17 protein-coding genes are annotated in these 16,697 nt (G+C 71.6%); 6 read left to right on the top strand and 11 right to left on the bottom strand.

What is annotated here, in order from left to right; genetic code table 11:
- Positions 1–17: 17 nt before the first annotated feature.
- Both AB0873_RS13745 and AB0873_RS13750 read right to left on the bottom strand, forming a co-directional pair.
- Entirely contained in the window at positions 18–347 is a 330-nt protein-coding gene (locus tag AB0873_RS13745; protein WP_366600022.1) for a hypothetical protein, read from the bottom strand.
- Entirely contained in the window at positions 347–766 is a 420-nt protein-coding gene (locus tag AB0873_RS13750; protein ID WP_366600023.1) for a YbaB/EbfC family nucleoid-associated protein, read from the bottom strand. The genes AB0873_RS13745 and AB0873_RS13750 overlap by 1 nt, the downstream gene beginning before the upstream one ends.
- Positions 767–841: 75 nt before the next feature.
- Here AB0873_RS13750 and AB0873_RS13755 point away from each other — a divergent pair, with 75 nt between their 5' ends.
- Entirely contained in the window at positions 842–2,074 is a 1,233-nt protein-coding gene (locus AB0873_RS13755; protein WP_366600025.1) for an SUKH-3 domain-containing protein, read from the top strand.
- Between the two features lie 61 nt (positions 2,075–2,135).
- Here the strand turns inward: AB0873_RS13755 and AB0873_RS13760 are convergent, their stop codons facing one another.
- On the bottom strand, positions 2,136–3,575 hold the full coding sequence (locus tag AB0873_RS13760) for an aldehyde dehydrogenase family protein (RefSeq protein ID WP_366600026.1): 1,440 nt from the start codon (positions 3,573–3,575) through the stop codon (positions 2,136–2,138).
- 102 nt (positions 3,576–3,677) lie between these two features.
- Positions 3,678–4,364, bottom strand: coding sequence for a hypothetical protein (locus AB0873_RS13765; protein ID WP_366600027.1), 687 nt, complete (start codon positions 4,362–4,364; stop codon positions 3,678–3,680).
- A 172-nt stretch (positions 4,365–4,536) separates the two neighbouring features.
- Between AB0873_RS13765 and AB0873_RS13770 the strand changes: the two genes are divergently transcribed.
- The 4 genes from AB0873_RS13770 (at position 4,537) to AB0873_RS13785 (ending at position 10,842) form a co-directional block, all read left to right on the top strand.
- Positions 4,537–5,820 (top strand): GAF domain-containing protein, encoded by a 1,284-nt coding sequence (locus AB0873_RS13770; RefSeq protein ID WP_366600028.1) that lies wholly within the window; start codon positions 4,537–4,539, stop codon positions 5,818–5,820.
- A gap of 40 nt (positions 5,821–5,860) precedes the next feature.
- Positions 5,861–7,366, top strand: a complete 1,506-nt coding sequence (gene adh, locus AB0873_RS13775) for an aldehyde dehydrogenase (protein WP_366600029.1) — start codon at positions 5,861–5,863, stop codon at positions 7,364–7,366.
- Entirely contained in the window at positions 7,366–7,740 is a 375-nt protein-coding gene (locus AB0873_RS13780; RefSeq protein WP_366600030.1) for a DUF779 domain-containing protein, read from the top strand. The genes adh and AB0873_RS13780 overlap by 1 nt, the downstream gene beginning before the upstream one ends.
- 99 nt (positions 7,741–7,839) lie before the next feature.
- Positions 7,840–10,842 (top strand): hypothetical protein, encoded by a 3,003-nt coding sequence (locus AB0873_RS13785; protein WP_366600031.1) that lies wholly within the window; start codon positions 7,840–7,842, stop codon positions 10,840–10,842.
- On the opposite strand, the gene AB0873_RS13790 is transcribed toward AB0873_RS13785, so the two are convergent.
- The 4 genes from AB0873_RS13790 to AB0873_RS13805 form a co-directional block, all read right to left on the bottom strand.
- Complete coding sequence (locus AB0873_RS13790; RefSeq protein ID WP_366600032.1) at positions 10,831–11,505, bottom strand: hypothetical protein; 675 nt, start codon at positions 11,503–11,505, stop codon at positions 10,831–10,833. The genes AB0873_RS13785 and AB0873_RS13790 overlap by 12 nt on opposite strands.
- A complete protein-coding gene (locus AB0873_RS13795; RefSeq protein WP_366600033.1) occupies positions 11,502–11,783 on the bottom strand; it encodes a zf-HC2 domain-containing protein in 282 nt (93 codons plus the stop codon). The genes AB0873_RS13790 and AB0873_RS13795 overlap by 4 nt, the downstream gene beginning before the upstream one ends.
- Positions 11,761–13,017, bottom strand: a complete 1,257-nt coding sequence (locus tag AB0873_RS13800; RefSeq protein WP_366600034.1) for a GNAT family N-acetyltransferase — start codon at positions 13,015–13,017, stop codon at positions 11,761–11,763. Before AB0873_RS13800 ends, AB0873_RS13795 begins: the two co-directional genes overlap by 23 nt.
- 130 nt (positions 13,018–13,147) lie before the next feature.
- Positions 13,148–13,519, bottom strand: a complete 372-nt coding sequence (locus tag AB0873_RS13805; RefSeq protein ID WP_366600035.1) for a DUF3499 domain-containing protein — start codon at positions 13,517–13,519, stop codon at positions 13,148–13,150.
- A gap of 153 nt (positions 13,520–13,672) precedes the next feature.
- On the opposite strand from AB0873_RS13805, the gene AB0873_RS13810 reads away from it, so the two are divergent.
- Complete coding sequence (locus AB0873_RS13810) at positions 13,673–14,122, top strand: metallopeptidase family protein (RefSeq protein WP_366600036.1); 450 nt, start codon at positions 13,673–13,675, stop codon at positions 14,120–14,122.
- A gap of 60 nt (positions 14,123–14,182) precedes the next feature.
- Here AB0873_RS13810 and AB0873_RS13815 read toward each other — a convergent pair whose 3' ends face one another.
- The 3 genes from AB0873_RS13815 to AB0873_RS13825 form a co-directional block, all read right to left on the bottom strand.
- Positions 14,183–14,440, bottom strand: coding sequence for a WhiB family transcriptional regulator (locus tag AB0873_RS13815; RefSeq protein ID WP_013731688.1), 258 nt, complete (start codon positions 14,438–14,440; stop codon positions 14,183–14,185).
- Positions 14,441–14,887: 447 nt separating this feature from the next.
- On the bottom strand, positions 14,888–15,223 hold the full coding sequence (locus AB0873_RS13820; RefSeq protein WP_366600038.1) for a phospholipase: 336 nt from the start codon (positions 15,221–15,223) through the stop codon (positions 14,888–14,890).
- Positions 15,224–15,240: 17 nt separating this feature from the next.
- Positions 15,241–16,641 carry a DUF4331 domain-containing protein gene (locus tag AB0873_RS13825; RefSeq protein ID WP_366600040.1) on the bottom strand — a complete coding sequence of 467 codons (1,401 nt, stop codon included), beginning with the start codon at positions 16,639–16,641 and terminating at the stop codon, positions 15,241–15,243.
- Positions 16,642–16,697 lie beyond the last annotated feature (56 nt).

A 16,697-nucleotide genomic window follows, 5' to 3' on the forward strand; every position in this document is an offset into this window, starting at 1 on the left:
CCGGACCTCCTCGCCGGTCAGCGCCCGTCGGCCACGCGGTCGATCCGGCCCGCGTTCACCGCGTCGGTCCGTACCGTGGCGTCGACGGACCGGACCACGTCCGCGCCGAGACCCTCCAGGTGACGGCCGACGCCCTCCCAGACCCGGAGCACGGTCTGCTCGAACCCCCGGTAGCTGCGTTCGAACGCGGCACCGATGTCGTCGCGGCCCCAGGGCCGCCCCGCGCTCGCCGCCGCGATCTCGCCGCCGACCTGCCGGCGCCGGTCGGTGACCTCCGCGCCGGCGTGCGCCAGGTCCGCGCCGCCGCGCCGCGCCCGGTGCGGGTCGAGCCAGAGCTGATCGCCCATCACGCCTCCCGGTGCAGTGCGGCGTCGGCCCGCCCGAGCAGGGCCGACAGATCGCCGGTACGCAGGAAGCCGGCCGCCCCGGTGTCCTCCGGGAGGTAGCCGGCGGTGAGGTCGCGGGTGGCCTTCCCGGCCGCGGCCGCGGCGCGCTGCGCCGTCTCGGTGATCGTCCGGGCCAGCCCCTTCGCGTCCCGGTCCCGGTAGATCGCGGGATCCAGGTCCACCGAGACCAGGTCGCCGCGGGCGCCGACCACCACGGTCACCCGTCCGTCGTCCGAACGTTCGGTGACACGCAGCTCGGCCAGCTTCCGCTGCAGGTCGTCCACTCCGGACCGTAACCGCTGGTACTGGCCGTACACCTCGTCGAACCGCGCCCGCAGCGCGCGATTGGCGTCCCGGTCCGCGTTCTCGCCCAACGTCACCCTCCCCCGGTCACTGTCGGTAGGGCGAACCATACCGGGCGCCACGAAACCGTGGGGTCCGGTAGTTTCAGAGGCGTGATCGACCGCCAGCAGGCCGAGCAGCTCGCCGCCGTGTGGGCCCGCCGCGACTCACAGCGTCTCGGCCACGAGTGCCATCCGATCGTCGACGAGTTCGACCTCGGGTTCGTGATCCGGTCCACTGTGGCCGCCGAGGTCCGCACGGTCCCGGGCGACCTGCCGACCACGGTGGTCGACAAGCAGACCGGCGAGGTGACCACGTGGCCCCGCGTGCCGATCGAACAGGTCGAGCGGATGTACCGGCGGAACCGGCCGGAGGGGCCGCCCGCGCCGCGCACCGTCGATCCGGCAGGTCAGCTGCTCCGCGAGATCCGGCGGATACCGACGCCGGCCACCGCCGCGCACCTCAGCGTCGACGGGCAACTGTTCCGCGCGCAGGGCGCCAAGGGTGACGTCGAGCTGAACCACCACCCCCTCGTCCGGGCCTACCTGGACGAGCTGCCCCCGGGCCATCTGGTCCGCGGTGGGGAGCGGCACGCCGAACTGGTCGTCGTCTCGGACGTCCTGCACGAGTACGACCACCGCCGCGCCGCCGAGGGCATCGAACCGATGGCCATGCCGGACGCGGAGACGCTGCTGGCGCGCGCCCGTTTCGAGGTGTTCCGGGTCCGCGAGCCGGGCGACCGCTACGCGGGGCGGGCCGAGCGCAGCTGCGACTCGTGCGTGAACTTCCTGGTGCACTTCAATGTCCTGCCCTGGTCGGAGCTGGCCTTCACCGCCGAGTGGCGGCCCGACCCGCAGGTGCCGCACCACCCGGGCCGGTTCCCGACCGAGGTCGCCGACGCGCTGATGGAGGGCGGCTGGGAGGACAGCGAGTTCAATCCGGCTCTCGCGAACGGCGCGATCCGGGAGACGTGCGAGGTGCCGGGCCGGACGCACCGCCACGAGCCGTTCCCCGCCGCCCGGCGGGCCCTCACGGCCTTCCCCGCCGTGGTGAGCAGCCGCCGTGGCCCCGGCGAGACGGTGTGGATCAGCCGGTTCACCACCAACCCGCTGCACGGCGCCCACTCGGCCGACATCCTGGCCGACCTCGGCGCGGTGATCGGGGCGCGCCTGTTCCCGTTCGGCTCCGAGTTCGGCGAGAGCGTCTTCGCCGTGGACGAGCACGGCCGGGTCTTCGCACTCGACCAGGCGGGCGAGTGGTTCCTCGGCGAAGACGTGGACACCGCCCTGACGGCCCTCGTCCTCGGCCGCAGCCCGGCCCGCGTCCGCGACGACGGCACCTGGTGAGCCCGGCAGGTGTCAGGAAGGGACCCTTTCAGTACGCCAGGCGTTAACAGGGGGCCCTTCCTTACAGCGCCACGCCGGTGAGGACCACGACGCGCGGCTCGGTGTAGTCGTCCATCGCGCTGCGGACGCCCTCGCGGCCGACGCCGCTGCCCTTCATCCCCCCGTACGGCATCTGGTCCGCCCGGTACGACGGCACGTCCCCGACGATCACCCCACCGACCTCGAGGACCCGGCCGGCGCGGAAGGCCGTGTCCAGACGGTGGGTGAAGACGCCCGCCTGCAACCCGTACGCCGAGTCGTTGACCGCCGCGAACGCGGCGTCGTCGGTCTCCACCCGGGCGACCACCAGCACCGGGCCGAAGACCTCCTCGGCGCTGACCCTGGCGTCCTTCGGGACGCCGGACAGGACGGTCGGCGGGTAGCTGGCGCCCTCGCGCCGGCCGCCGACCTCGATCGTCGCGCCGGCCGCGACGGCCTCGTCCACCCACGCCTCGACCCGGAGCGCCGCGTCCTCGGAGACCAGCGGCCCGACGTCGGTCGCCGGGTCGGTCGGGTCACCGGTGCGCAACTCCTGCACGGCGGCGACCAGCCGGGGCAGGAAGCCGTCGTAGAGCCACTCGTGCACGTACACCCGTTGCACCGCGATGCACGACTGCCCGGCCTGGTAGTTGGAGAAGAGCGCGATCCGCCGCGCGGCGAAGCTGAGGTCGTCGTCGGAGTTCCAGTCCTCGCAGATCACCGTCGCCGCGTTGCCGCCCAGTTCCAGGGTCACGTGCTTGTCCGGCACGGACCGGCGGATGGCCGCGCCGACCGGCCCGGAGCCGGTGAACGACACCACCGGCAGCCGCGGGTCGGTCACCAGGTCGGCGGCGCGCTCGTTGGGCAGCGGCAGCACCGAGAACATGCCCGCCGGCAGGTCCGTCTCGGCCAGGAGTTCACCGAGCAGCAGCGCCGACAGCGGGGTGGCCGGGGCCGGCTTGACGATGATCGGGGCGCCGACGGCGATGGCCGGGGCGACCTTGTGGGCCACCAGGTTCAGCGGGAAGTTGAACGGTGCGATGCCCAGGACCGGGCCTCGCGGCACCCGGCGGACCAGCGCGATCCGCGCGGTGCCGGCCGGGTCGGTGTCGAGTCGTTGCAGCTCGCCGGAGAAGCGCCGCGCCTCCTCGGCCGCCCAGCGGAACGTGGAGACCGCCCGGCCGACCTCGGCGCGGGCCCACTTGACCGGCTTGCCGTTCTCGGCGGTGATCAGCGCCGCGACCTCGTCGGCCCGCTCGGCGAGCCGCCGGGAGACGTGGTCCAGGGCCGCCGCGCGCACGTGCGCGGGCAGGGCCGCGGCCGCCGCGGCCACCCCGGCGGCTGCCGCGATCGCGGCCTCGACCTGGTTCGGCGTGGCGAGGGTGGTACGCCTGACGGCGCGGCCGTCGTACGGGTGGTGGACGGTCAGCTCACCCTCGCCGTGGGCGGGCCGGGAGGCGACATAGAACGCTACGGACTCCACGCTGAGCAGCCTAGACGGGACGCCGACCAGACCCGCGGGTGCGAGGAAGGGCACCTTGTTAACAGACGTCTGTTAACAAGGGGCCCTTCCTTGCACGCCCGGCTAGCGGAGCACCTCGACGGTGTTGCGGCGGACCAGGTTCTTGCCGGGCTCGCGGATCGCGTCCATGGCCGACAGGTTCAGCAGCGCGCAACTGCCCGACGGGCCGGTGACGCTCACCGTCACCGCCTTGCCGTTGTCCAGGTTCGTCACCCGCAGCCGCGTCCCGACCGGGAACCGGTTGCTGGTCGCCGCCGGCGCACCGGCCTCACCGGAGAAGGTGAGCGCCCCCTGGCAGGCCGACACCGGGGCCGGGCCGGACGCCCCGGGCGAGGCCGCACCGGGCCGTATCGTGCCGGCGTCCGGAGGCGTCGCACCCGCCCCCGACTGCGCCGCGCCGCCACCGACCACCTCGACGACGTTGCGCCGGATCACGTTCTTGCCCGGCTCGCGCACGAGTTCCATCGCCGCCGCGTTGAGCAGGACGCAGCTGCCCGACGGCCCGGTCACGGTCACCTCGGCCGACCGGTTGTTGTCCAGGTTGGTCACCCGCAGCCGGGTGCCGGCCGGAAACCGGTTGCTGGTCGCGGCCGGCGCGCCACCGTCGGCCGAGAAGGTCACCGACCCCTGGCAGACCGACGCCCGGGTGGAGTTGGTGTCCGCGAACCCGAGTCCGGTTCCCACCGCCACCGCTGCCGCGGCTACCACCGCCACGCCCGCCGCCAGTACGTGCTTCCGCTGCACCTTCACGTCGTTCCTCCTCGTCCGGTGGTGCCGTGTCGCGGGCGGGTACGGCGTGGGAGCGCGGATCAGTTCAGCGCTGTGACATCTATCGAAAACAAACCTGCGAATGAACCGGCCACCGATCCGCCTTGGCGATCGGGGGTGAGCTGCGTCACGATGGGGTTGGAGGAGGTCGCCGATGGCTGACCCGTGGCTGGCTCTGGAGTTCGGCGCGGATCCCGCGGAGCGGATCGCGCAGGTCGGCGCCGCCCACGAGGCGTTCCTCACCGCCGGGGCCGCACCGCACCGGGTACGCGAGGTGGTCCGCCGGTCCTGGGAGCGGTCGGCGCTGCTCGACCCGGAGACCACGCCCCCGGTCGAGCTGACCGACGACGCGCTGGAGCGCTACCGGGCCGCCCACCCGCTGTCCCGGGTGCTGCCGCTCTTCCGCGACCTGCTCGGCGGCATCGCGCAGGACGGCGCGCACCTGATGGCGGTCTGCGACGCGTACGGGCGGCTGCTCTGGGTGGAGGGGCACCCGGGGGTGTTGCGGCACGCCGAGCGGATGAACTTCGTTCCCGGCGCCCGCTGGGACGAGCCGCACGCCGGCACGAACGCCCCCGGCACCGCCCTCGCCGTCGACCACAGCGTGCAGATCTTCGCCACCGAGCACTTCAGCCGCCGCGTACAGCGGTGGACCTGCGCGGCCGCCCCGATCCACGACCCGGCGACCGGCCGGCTGCTCGGCGCGGTCGACATCACCGGCGGCGATCACCTGGCCAACCCGCAGAGCCTGGCGCTGGTCCGGGCCACCGCCCGCGCCGCTGAGGCGTTCCTGGCCGGCGCGGCGCCCGTCGAGCCGGACGTGGTCCACGTGTCCGCACTCGGCCGGGACGAGGCGGAGCTGCGCGTCGGCGGGCGCCGGATCCGGCTCGGCCGCCGACACAGCGAACTGCTGGTCCTGCTCGTCGACCACCCTGAGGGGCGCACCGGCGAGCAACTCGGCCTCGACCTCTACGGCGACGACCGGCTGCACCCCGTCACCCTGCGCGCCGAACTCTCCCGCCTGCGCCGGGTGCTCGGCCGCGACCTGCTCAACTCCCGCCCGTACCGGCTGCGCGGGCGGGTGCGCGCCGACTTCCGTACCGTCACCGACCTGCTGGAGCGCGGCGACCCGGCGGGCGCGCTCGACGCGTACCCCGGGGTTCTGCTGCCCGGCTCCGACGCGCCGGGAGTGACGCGGCTGCGCCGGCTGGTCGACGGCCAGCTGCGCGCGGCCGTGCTGGCCACCGCGGACCCGGCGCTGCTCGCGGCCTGGACCGCGACGCCCGCCGGCGCCGACGACCTGGCCGCCTGGGAGGCCCTGGCGCGGGCCCTGCCGCCGGGAGCGCCCCGCCGGCCCCTCGCGGTCACGCGCATCCGCCAGCTCGCCGAGGAGTACGACGTGGGCCGCGCAACGTCGCTGCAACGTACCCGGAACTAGCGTCACCGCCGTCCACCACCTGTAGACGGCGGAGGTCCCCATGACGCGCTACGACGCGCCCACCCACTGGCAGTCCCGCTACGACCACTTCATCGGCGGCGAGTACGTGAAGCCGCACGGCGGGCAGTACTTCGAGAACCCGACCCCGGTCACCGGGCAGACCTTCACCGAGGTGGCCCGGGGCACCGCCGAGGACGTCGAGAAGGCCCTCGACGCCGCGCACGGCGCGGCCGACGCGTGGGGCCGCACGCCGGTCGCCGAGCGGTCGCTGATCCTCAACCGGATCGCCGACCGCATGCAGGACAACCTGGAATCCCTGGCGATCGCCGAGACCTGGGAGAACGGCAAGCCGGTACGCGAGACGCTGGCCGCCGACCTCCCGCTCGCCATCGACCACTTCCGGTACTTCGCCGGGGCGATCCGCGCCCAGGAGGGGTCCCTCGGCGAACTCGACGACGACACCGTCGCGTACCACTTCCACGAGCCGCTCGGCGTGGTCGGCCAGATCATCCCGTGGAACTTCCCGCTGCTCATGGCCACCTGGAAGCTCGCCCCGGCGCTCGCCGCCGGTAACGCGGTGGTGCTCAAGCCGGCCGAGCAGACGCCCGCGTCGATCCACTACTGGCTGTCCCTGGTGGCGGACCTGCTGCCGCCCGGCGTGGTCAACGTCGTCAACGGCTTCGGCGTCGAGGCGGGCAAGCCGCTCGCGTCCTCGCCGAGAGTGGCGAAGGTGGCGTTCACCGGCGAGACGACCACCGGACGGCTGATCATGCAGTACGCCAGCGAGAACATCAGGCCGGTCACCCTGGAACTGGGCGGCAAGAGCCCGAACATCTTCTTCGACGACGTCAGCGCCTCCCGCGACGACTTCTTCGACAAGGCCCTCGAAGGCTTCACCATGTTCGCCCTCAACCAGGGCGAGGTGTGCACCTGCCCGTCCCGGGCGCTGATCCAGCAGGGGCACTACCCGGACTTCCTGGCGGCGGCCGTGGAACGGACCCGCGCCGTCGTGCAGGGGCACCCGCTGGACACCGACACCATGATCGGCGCCCAGGCGTCGAACGACCAGTTGGAGAAAATCCTGTCCTACCTGGACATCGGCCGGCAGGAGGGCGCTCGCGTGCTCACCGGCGGCGCCCGGGCCGACCTCGGGGGCGAGCTTTCCGGCGGGTACTACGTCGAGCCGACCATTTTCGAGGGGGACAACTCGATGCGGATCTTCCAGGAGGAGATCTTCGGACCGGTCGTCTCGGTGACCTCGTTCGCCGACCTCGACGACGCCGTGAAGATCGCCAACGACACCCTGTACGGGCTGGGCGCCGGTGTGTGGACGCGGGACATCAACACCGCGTACCGGGCCGGGCGGGCCATCCAGGCCGGGCGGGTCTGGACGAACTGCTATCACGCGTATCCGGCGCACGCCGCGTTCGGCGGGTACAAGCAGTCCGGCATCGGCCGGGAGAACCACAAGATGATGCTGGAGCACTACCAGCAGACCAAGAACCTGCTGGTCAGCTACTCCCCGAAGAAGCTGGGTTTCTTCTGATGGCCGATGTCGTGACGGTGACCCCCGCGGCGGCCGGGCTGATCCGGTCGCTGCGGGGGCGGCACGGACCGCTGATGTTCCACCAGTCCGGCGGCTGCTGCGACGGCAGTGCCCCGATGTGCTACCCCGCCGGCGAGTTCCGGACCGGATCGTCGGACGTCCTGCTCGCGTCGCTCACCGTCGAGGGCGTGCCGGAGCCGGTCGACTTCTGGATGTCCCGCTCGCAGTGGGAGCTGTGGAGACACACGAGGCTGACGGTCGACGTGGTCCCCGGCCGAGGCAGCGGCTTCTCCCTCGAAGCCCCGGAGGGAGTCCGCTTCCTCATCCGCTCCCACCTCGCCGGGCCCGTCGAGGAGGCAGTATCGGACAACTGACAGAACATGCACGTTCAGCCGAACAGTTGGCCGTTCAATTGACGCGAAGCATCCAGATATCTGATCGAGACGTTTGACTATTCTGTCCACAATGGCAAGATGCCATCAACGACGTCGCAGAAGATGCGCGCCCTGGCCGCCGCCGTTTCGGCGCTCGTCCTCACGGTTGTCGCGGTCTTCTGGGGTCTGCGCGGCGTGGAGGTGGTCAGCTGGCTGGCCGGCTTCGGCAGCTTCGTGGCAACAGTGGCATTCTTCGCCTCCGGCACCGGCGGCGCACTTTCCCGCCAAGTGGGCCACCGTCTCACCGCTCGGCTCGGCGGGAAGATCCGCAGGGTGGTCCTCCCCAGCGAGGGCGGCAGCACCTTCCACGCCGGGACCGGCGGCGTCATCGAGGACATCCAGGCGGCCGGGCCGGCGGCGCCGGCACTGCCGGTCGCGCCGACGCCGCCGGTCGCGCCGACGCCGCCCGCCCGGCCGGAACCACCGCACCTGGACGACCCGAGGTCGGAACGAGGTGCAGGATCGGCGCGTGGGACGGCGGTGGCCGCCGCCCCGGCGCACGGGGTCGTCGCCGTCACCGAGGCGGGGCCGGCCGGCGTGGCGAGCGCATCCGGCAGGACCGCCCCCGAACCCGTCATTCACGTGGTCGACGGCTTGATCGACCGCGACGACCAACTTCGCACGGTGCTGACCGGCATCCGTGAGACCGGCCGGGGAACCTTCGGGGTGGTCGGCGGGCACGGCATGGGCAAGACCTCGTTCCTGAACATGCTGCGCGACGCCGTCAGGCGGGAGTTCCCGGACGCGGTGCTGATGCCGATGCGGCCGCATGAGTCACCGGAGTTGTACGGGCTCAGCGACGCGTACAGCGGCGAGTACGGTTCCGCCACCACCCCCGCTGTCGCCGCCCTGCTCCTGGACAAGTCGACACAGCTCCTCGGCGACCTGGTGCAGGACGTGGTGGAGCAGTTCAGCGGGTTCGTCGTCGCCAAGGAGGGGGCCCCGCGCGCGACCGCCGTCACGATGCACAACACGTTGGTCGCGAAATCCTGGAGCACCCTCTCCAACGCCCAGTTCGACGTGAACGTGAAGACCCCGGCGGAGAGCGCGATCGAACGGCTGAGCCGGGCCCAACGACGCATCGACGACGCGTTCCTCGCCGATTGGCGCACCTTTCTGGCCGGTCGGCGGGCGATCCTGATCCTCGACGGATTCGAGACGCTCATCGACGACGCGGTGGGCCAGTGGTTCGTGAAGCTCGCCCGACGCCTGCCGGACACCGCGGTGGTGCTGTCCCTGGTGCCGCGGGAGTACGCCGAGCACGGCCGCCGGGTGCTGGACCCGGATCTCGTCGAGGAACTGCCGCGGTTCACCGTGGCCGAGGCGCATGCCTACCTGACGTACCACTTCGGCGACCGGGCCGGGGTCCGCCTCGCGCAGGTCGTCACGAAGTTCACCGGCGGCCATCCGTACGGGCTCAAACTCGTCGTGCAGTTCATCCACGCCCACATCGACGACGCACTCAACGCGGACCGGCTGTGGGAGATGCTGATCCACCTTTCCGACGGCGGCGATCCGCGGCTCGACCGGCTGGTCCGGGAGGTGATCCGACCGGACCGGAACCCGAACGTGTGGCGGGTGGCCGAGGTGGCATCGCTCCTGAACAGCTTCGACGTGCCGATGTTGCTCGACCTGCTCGACGGCGACGAGTTGGGGGCCGACCCGGAGCAGGTGAGCAACGCCGTACGGCAGGTCGAGCGACTCGGTCTGCTCGACCCGCTGTCGGTCGCCGGACGGTTCCGCCTGCACGACTTCATCCGACCCGCGATGGCCGAGGCGGTACGGAGGTTCACGCCGGACAGGTGGACGCACATCCACCGGCGGGCGGCCGCCTACTACTACCGCCGGATAACCACGATCGAGGCGAAGACGGCGAGCGTGTACGGGTCCTGGTTCAAGTACGAGGACGCCGTCTGGCAGATGCACGAGACCGAATGGATGTTCCACTCGGCCCAACTGTCCGACGATCGGGACCTGACCCGGGCGCAGATCGTCGTGCTGTTCCTGGAGGCGTTCTGGTGGTGGGGTCTGTACGTGGACTTCTCGTTCTGTCACCAACTGCTGGAGAGTTGGCAGCGGGCGGTCCGGACCCAGCACGACAGAGACCTGCTCGACGAGATGCGCCGCTTCCACCGCAACTACCCGACCGGGCCGGACAAGCCGGCGGGCGCACACTGGACCGAGGCGCGGCACGCGCTGCGTACGATCGGTGAGCTGTGCGGCATCCGCCACGGCTGGCGGGCTCCGGGACGCTCGTCGGAGGCTGCGGAGGTCCACCGTCGGGCCTGGCTCTACCTGCGCCTGTTCACCGCCCACACCTACTGGTACGACCGCCGGTCCGCCGAGGCCGAGGACGCCTACCGTCAGCTGGAACCAGAGTTCCTCGACCTCGACGACGAATGGATGCTCGCCTGGCTCTACTTCGAGTGGGCGGAGGTCGCGCTCGGGGCAGGTGACCGCAGCTCGGCCGCAGCCCGCTGCCGACGGTCGAGCGCGCTGATCCGACGGCTGGCCGAAGCGGGGGAGGTCGAATCGGAGTTGCTGGCCTACCTGCACCGACTGCTGGGCGACCTGCTGCACGACACCGACCCGGTCGCCGCCGCGCAGCAGTACGGGCAAGCTGTCAAGCGGGCGTTCGTGTTCCACCGCATGGACAACTCGCTCGATCCCGCCATCAGCGCTCCCGACGAGTACACCAGCCAGTTCTACGACGAGATGACCACCCGAGCGGCCAACCGGATGGCCGAGTGGGCCGGGCACGTCCACTGTAGGGCCATCCTGGCGGCCCTGGTCGAAGCGACCGCCGGCACGGTGCCGGACGTCGAGGTCCTCGGCTCGGGCGGCGATGCGGGCACCGACGCCGCAGCGCTGGCGGCCACGCTCTTCCCGCGTGGGCCCCTGCCGAACGAGCTGCACCAGCGCAGAGGCCCCTTCACGGACTACTGGGGGGACCTCGTGGACCGACTCGACCTGGACGCCGGGGCCGAGCTAGACCGCATCGACCAGCTCGCCGACGCACTGGCCGATGAGTCAGTCGCCTGAATTCAACCCCAGACGGTCGACCAGCCAGCCAGCCTGCCAGCGCCGCTCAACGTCGTCGCGGTCACCGGCCGGGTCGGGGCGGCGGGCCTGAGCCGCCCGGGCCGCGACATAGCTGAGCGCCGGCACCGGGTAGACCGTGGCCATCTCGACAGCGTCGGCCAGGTAGCCGCAGACCAGGGCGGCCGTTCGCCGAGCGGACCGCGCCGCCGCCTCCTGCCGGCGCAGAGCCAGCTCACGAACACCAGTGAACGGGTCGAGGCCCGCGACGGTGGCACCATCTCCGGCCGCCGGCGCCAGCAGCCGTTCGGCCACCTCGGTCAGGGAACCGTCGTCGAGGTCGCCACACTCGGCGGCGGCATGCACCGCCGTCCGCCCGACGCATGCCCGGGCGAACGCAGCCGAGGTGACGGCGTTCCACCGGGACACCCGAGCCGACAACCGGCCGCGCCGGCCGACCACCTTGTGGCCCACGGCGGTGACCGGGCCATCGAATTCGATCAACCACAGTTCGTCGTGCAACCAGTAGGGCAGGTCCTCGACCCGGCACGCATGCAGCCCGCGCTCGCAGGGAGATACCTCCGGCACCTCCAGCCAGCTGGTCGACCACGCCTGGCCTGAGAAGGGTGCGACCTGGCCCGCGCCGAGGAACTTGTAGTACCTCACGATGGAGTGCCCTCCGCCAGCTCGCCCTCGCCCGTCCCGGCTGTGGACCCCGCCGGAGCGGTCCCCAGCATCAGGGTGGCCAGGTGCTCCGGGGCGTGCCGGCCCGGCAGCGCGGTGAGGCTGCTCCGCATGAGCTGTACCTTGCGGACGTGCTGGAGGCAGGATGGGCAGGCCAGCAGGTGCATCTCCACCAGTTCCCGCCGGTCCGCGGCCACGGTGCCGTCGGCCAGACGAGCGGTCAGTGCCACCACGCTGTCACAGCGCAGGAAGGCGTCCACCGGTCCCCTCCTCGTCGAGTCGTTGGTCGATGAGTGCGACCACCTCGGCGCGAGCGGCTCCGACCAGCTCCTGGTACTCCTCCTCGCCCTGACCCAGGACGGCCGCCGCCTCGGCGGGCGCAACGCCGAGTACGTCGGAAAGGATGAGCGTGACCCGGGGCAACGGAGGCAACCGCCGGACGGCCTGCGCGACCAACTGCTGGAGCGGCATCTCGTCGGTCCACTCCGGCGGGTCCTTGCGCCACCATCCGGCCCACGGGTCGTCCTCGCCGGCGAACCACCACTGGAGCACGGCCGCGTCGGCGGGTTCCGCCGACACGAAGAGCAGTCCGTCGTGCGACAGCGCGTCGAGCAGTTCGGTCAGTACGGCGACCCGTGGCCGGGGCAGCCGTTCCCCTCGGGCCAACCGGACCAGCACGCGCGCCCAGGCGGTGTCGAGCACCGCTCCGGCGCGGTCGTCGGTGGCCAGCAGGTCCAGCGCAGCGGCAGTCGCCGGGTAGTCCCGACGGAGCAACTCGGCCGGCACGTCCAGGGTGGGTATGTCCGCGTACCGGTCGGGGGCGAGCGGGGTCAGCGCGGGCGGCTGCCGATCGACGGCCGCCAGCAGGGCAGCGAACTCAGGATCGTCGTGTACGCCCTGCCCCTCGGCTTCTTCGTAGTAGTCGACGACGAACGACCTGACCAGTTCTTGCGGTACCGCCTCGCCACTCGGGTGCACGGCGAGGAACATGCCGCGTTCCCGTTCGGCGTCGCTGCTCACCCGCGGCTGGACGAAGGGGATCGGCAGCAGGCCGAACCCTGCCCGCTGGTAGAAACGTAGCCGGGCTGCGGGGTCGCCGAACTCACCGGCAGGGTGCACGCGGGGGTCCTCGACCTCGGCGAACACCAGGTCGCATCCCGAGCGGCGCCGCCAAGCCGGCAACAGGTGGCTGAGCAGCGCACCCCCGACCCCGCCACCGCGGATTCCTGGACGAACCGCCAGGTAGCTCAGCAGCAACACCCGGTCGAAAGGATCGGACACGATAGCGCCGACGGGAGACCCGTCGTGCAGCGCGACACCGACGTACGTCGTGTCGGATTCGGCGATGGAATCGAAGCTCACCAACTGGTCCGGCGTGAAGCTGGGCGCGAGGATCTCGTGGTACGCCTGCCGCAGCAGGGCGGGCTCGGGCTCCCTGGTCAGGTCACGCAGTTGGATCCGCCCGATGGCCGCATCGGCGGTCGACGGCGTCATCCCCACATCCTCAGCCCCCGGCACGTCACCCGCAAGCCTCGCCCCCGTCGATCATGAAGTTGGCGGACGATGTGGAGATCGATCCACCCGCTAACTCCATGATCGACGCGGAGGGTCTGGGGTGGGTGGGTCAGTGGGTTGGGGGGATCACGCGGAGGTGGCCACGGCGGCCGGTTGGCGGGGTGGTCGTGGCCGGGCCGTGGTCGTCCTCCGGGGGGCGGGGGGCGACCGGGCGGGCGGCCTCGCGGACCGCTCCGGCCAGGGCGACCAGGTCGTCCGTGGTGGGCGGGGGCGGCTCGAACTCGCCCTCGTGCCGGACCACGTCCCAGCCACGCGGGGCGGTCAGGCTACGGGCGTGCGGCTCGCAGAGGTCGTACGTGTGCGGCTCGGCGAAGGCGGCCAGCGGGCCCACCACGGCGGTCGACTCGTTGTAGACATAGGTCAATGTGGCGACCGCTTGCCGGGGGCAGCCGTTTCGGGAGCAGCGCCGTGGTGACCTCACGGCGGCAGGGTATCTCCATTACCGGCTCCGGCGCACCGGCTCGCGTTACGACACGCCCGTCTTGGTGATCACAATTCGGCCGGTCGGCTCCCGCCGCGCCAGATGGGCGGCGCTGCCGCAGGCCGGCCCAGGTCGGGGGCTACCCTGTGCGTCATGGGAAGCCCGGAACACCGCCGCCCCGGCTCCGGCCGGCGCACCCGCCGCGACCGGCACGGACGCGGCCTGCGCGGGCGCCTGGTTCCGGCCACCGTGCCACTGGCACGCACCAAGGCGGAGATCTTCGACGACCTGGTGCTGGACACCGTGGAGACCCTCGAACGGCGGTTCGCCAAGGAGCTGGCGGGCGTCGAGTTCGCCGTCGAGGACGTGCCCCCGGATCTGAACGTCTACGACTCCGACGTGCTGGAGGACGGCGAGGTGCCGCTCGCCCGCCTGCTGCCCGGCCGGCCGGGCCGGCAGGAGGTGCCCCCGCGGATCGTGCTCTACCGTCGGCCGCTGGAGTTCCGGGCAATGGACCGGGATGACCTCGCGGACCTCGTCCACGACGTCATCATCGAGCAGGTGGCGAACCTGCTCGGCGTCGATCCGGACGAGTTGGCCTGAGACGGTCGACGCGCGGACCGGATCCGGAGCGGCCCCCACCACCCCGGATCCGTCGCTGCGTCAGGCGGCCCGGCGCTTGAGCTTGCGGCGCTCACGCTCGGAGAGGCCGCCCCAGATGCCGAACCGCTCGTCGTGGCCGAGAGCGTATTCGAGGCACTCGGTCTTGACCTCGCAACGCGAGCAGATCCGCTTCGCCTCACGGGTCGAGCCGCCCTTCTCGGGGAAGAACGCCTCCGGGTCGGTCTGCGAGCACAGCGCCCGCTCCTGCCACTCCGGCGCGTTTCCGAGCAGGTCGGCCGCCTCAAGCTGGCCGTCCATCAATTGCCTCCTTGTCGCGCACCGGCGTCATCGCCGCTGCAACCCCCCACGCGAAAGGCGTGCTTGTCCGTCCGGTACCGATTTGTAGCGTTCCGCGCGAACAACCCCATTCAAATTACACGCGTGTAATGCGTGCGCCGTCAAGCCAAACTTGATAATGGAGTCGCCCTCCCGACACCCTCCGGACGGCCATCCGGCCACCCGGCCTCGCAACCTGCCCTATCGATTCAGACCCCGACCGAGTAACGCCCTCTCCGGCGAGTTGCCGGAGTTTTCTCCCGTGGCGCCCCCGCCGGTCCGGTGGACCGTCTCCGCCCCGGGGATCGTTGATCTTGGTGAGGGTCAGGTTAACGCGACTGCGCGCCGACCGCCCGTCGAGCCGGTGAACGCCGCAAGCGCCCTGTCCACATGGTGGACAGGGCGCAGCGGCCGGAACAGAGCGGAGGGTCAGCCCACCACCCCTGGAGCGTTGGTCGGCCAGACGAATTCGGCGATCGCTCCACCCAGGACGTCGATCGTTCCGGCGGACGTACGGTCGTCCCACCAGACGGTATAGCGACCGGCCGGCAGGTCCGGGTAGACGGCACTGTGGAACGTGCCGTCCTGGACCCGGCGCTCCCGCACGGCCGAATGCGTCCGGGGGGTGTCCGGCCGGCTGACCTCGATCTCCCGGCCACGCTCGTCCTGTCCGGTGTAGATGATCAGGGCCCCGGTGTCGCCGCCCAGGTCGAGGACGACGCTCCCCCGTTCCGACGGCCCGTACGCGTGCTCGTGCGTGTGCATCAGCGCTCCCGGTCTGGTCAGGCGGCCGAGTCGGCCGACGGATTGTTGAAGCCGTCGTACGGCGTACCCAGGTAGGGAAAGTTGGCGAGGAACGGAGCGGTCACGTCGGCGGCGCTCAGCCCCGGCGTCACCGCGGCAGCCGCCGCGTCCGGCTGGAACGCCCGGTCGACCAGCGGCACGGTCAGGCCGGCGATGGCCCGCAGCGAGATGCTCACCACGTCGTCGGTGACCCGGCGGCCGTTCGGGAACCCGGCCAGGTCTCCACCCAGGACACCGAAGCGGTCCGGCGTGCGGCTCGGCGGGATCGCCGTGTTCAGCCGCAGCATGTCGGCCTGGATCTCGCCGGTGTTGTTGGTGAAGCCCTCGATCAGGCCCTCCGGGACACCGGTCAGCAGGATCGCCACCAGGTCGGCGCGGGCCTTCTTCGCCCTGTTGAGCCGGTCGAGGTTCGGGAAGACGTCGGGGTAGAGCGCCGGCAGCAGGGCGGCCAACTCCGGCCGCTCCACGAACCTCGCGAACCGCTTGTCCTCGGTGGGCGGCAGCGAGTTCCAGACGTCCTTCTGCGCCATCGGCACGATCACCTCGTTGAACAACGGGTTGCCGAGGCGGGAGACCTGCGTGAAGGGGCCGGCGGGGATGTCCGCCGCGCCCCGGTCGCCGAGCACCCGGACCTGCCGGCGGGACGCCGCCGTCCACACCCCGATGACCGAGGCGCGGTCGCCGACGCCGTACCGGTTGGCGCGCCGGCGCACCTTGGTGAAGGGGATCTGGAGAGCGATGCTGTGCACGTTCATCCGGTCGGTGGCGTTGACCGGTTCCCCCTCGGCCTTGAAGATCTTCTTCCCGGCCACGTGGAGCTGCTGGAACGGGCGCAGCGTCCCCAGGTCGAAGATGGCGCCCAGGTCGACGAAGAACCCGTCGGCCCGCTGCCCGGCGAACACCCGCTCCCCGGTGGAGAGCGTGTACGTGGCCTGCCGCGCGAGGTCGGCGTACTTCGGGGTGGAGAGCGGGCCCACGTTGCAGGGCGGGCACGGAAGCTTGTGCGCCAGGCGGTGCTCCCGGCCGTCCGCGACGCGGGTCAGGCTGTAGAACTGCCGGCGGTTCCAGTTCGGGCTGTCCAGGGAGTCGATCGGCCCGGTGTTGTAGAGGAAGCTGTTCGGATTCGTGATCTCGGTGGTGAATTCGAACCGGTAGGTGACGTCGGCCTGGCCGTCACCGTCGTTGTCGATGTTGATCTCGTAGCGCACGTCGTCGCCGAACTCGAAGAAGTTCGGGCCGCCGGACGGCAGTTGCAGCGGAACGTAGTTCGCGATGACCGTCACCGAGTCGGGCCGGTCGGGGCTGACGAACGCGTACAGGTCGGAGCTGTCGGCGACCGGATCCTTGGCGATCTCCGGTGCCTCGCGGTGCGAAGACATGGCGGACCAAACCTCACTGTGCGGGGAAGGGAAGTTACGGACGGCCGGGCGCCGGG

This window comes from Micromonospora sp. NPDC047707 (assembly GCF_040704235.1).
In the GTDB taxonomy this organism is placed as follows: domain Bacteria; phylum Actinomycetota; class Actinomycetes; order Mycobacteriales; family Micromonosporaceae; genus Micromonospora.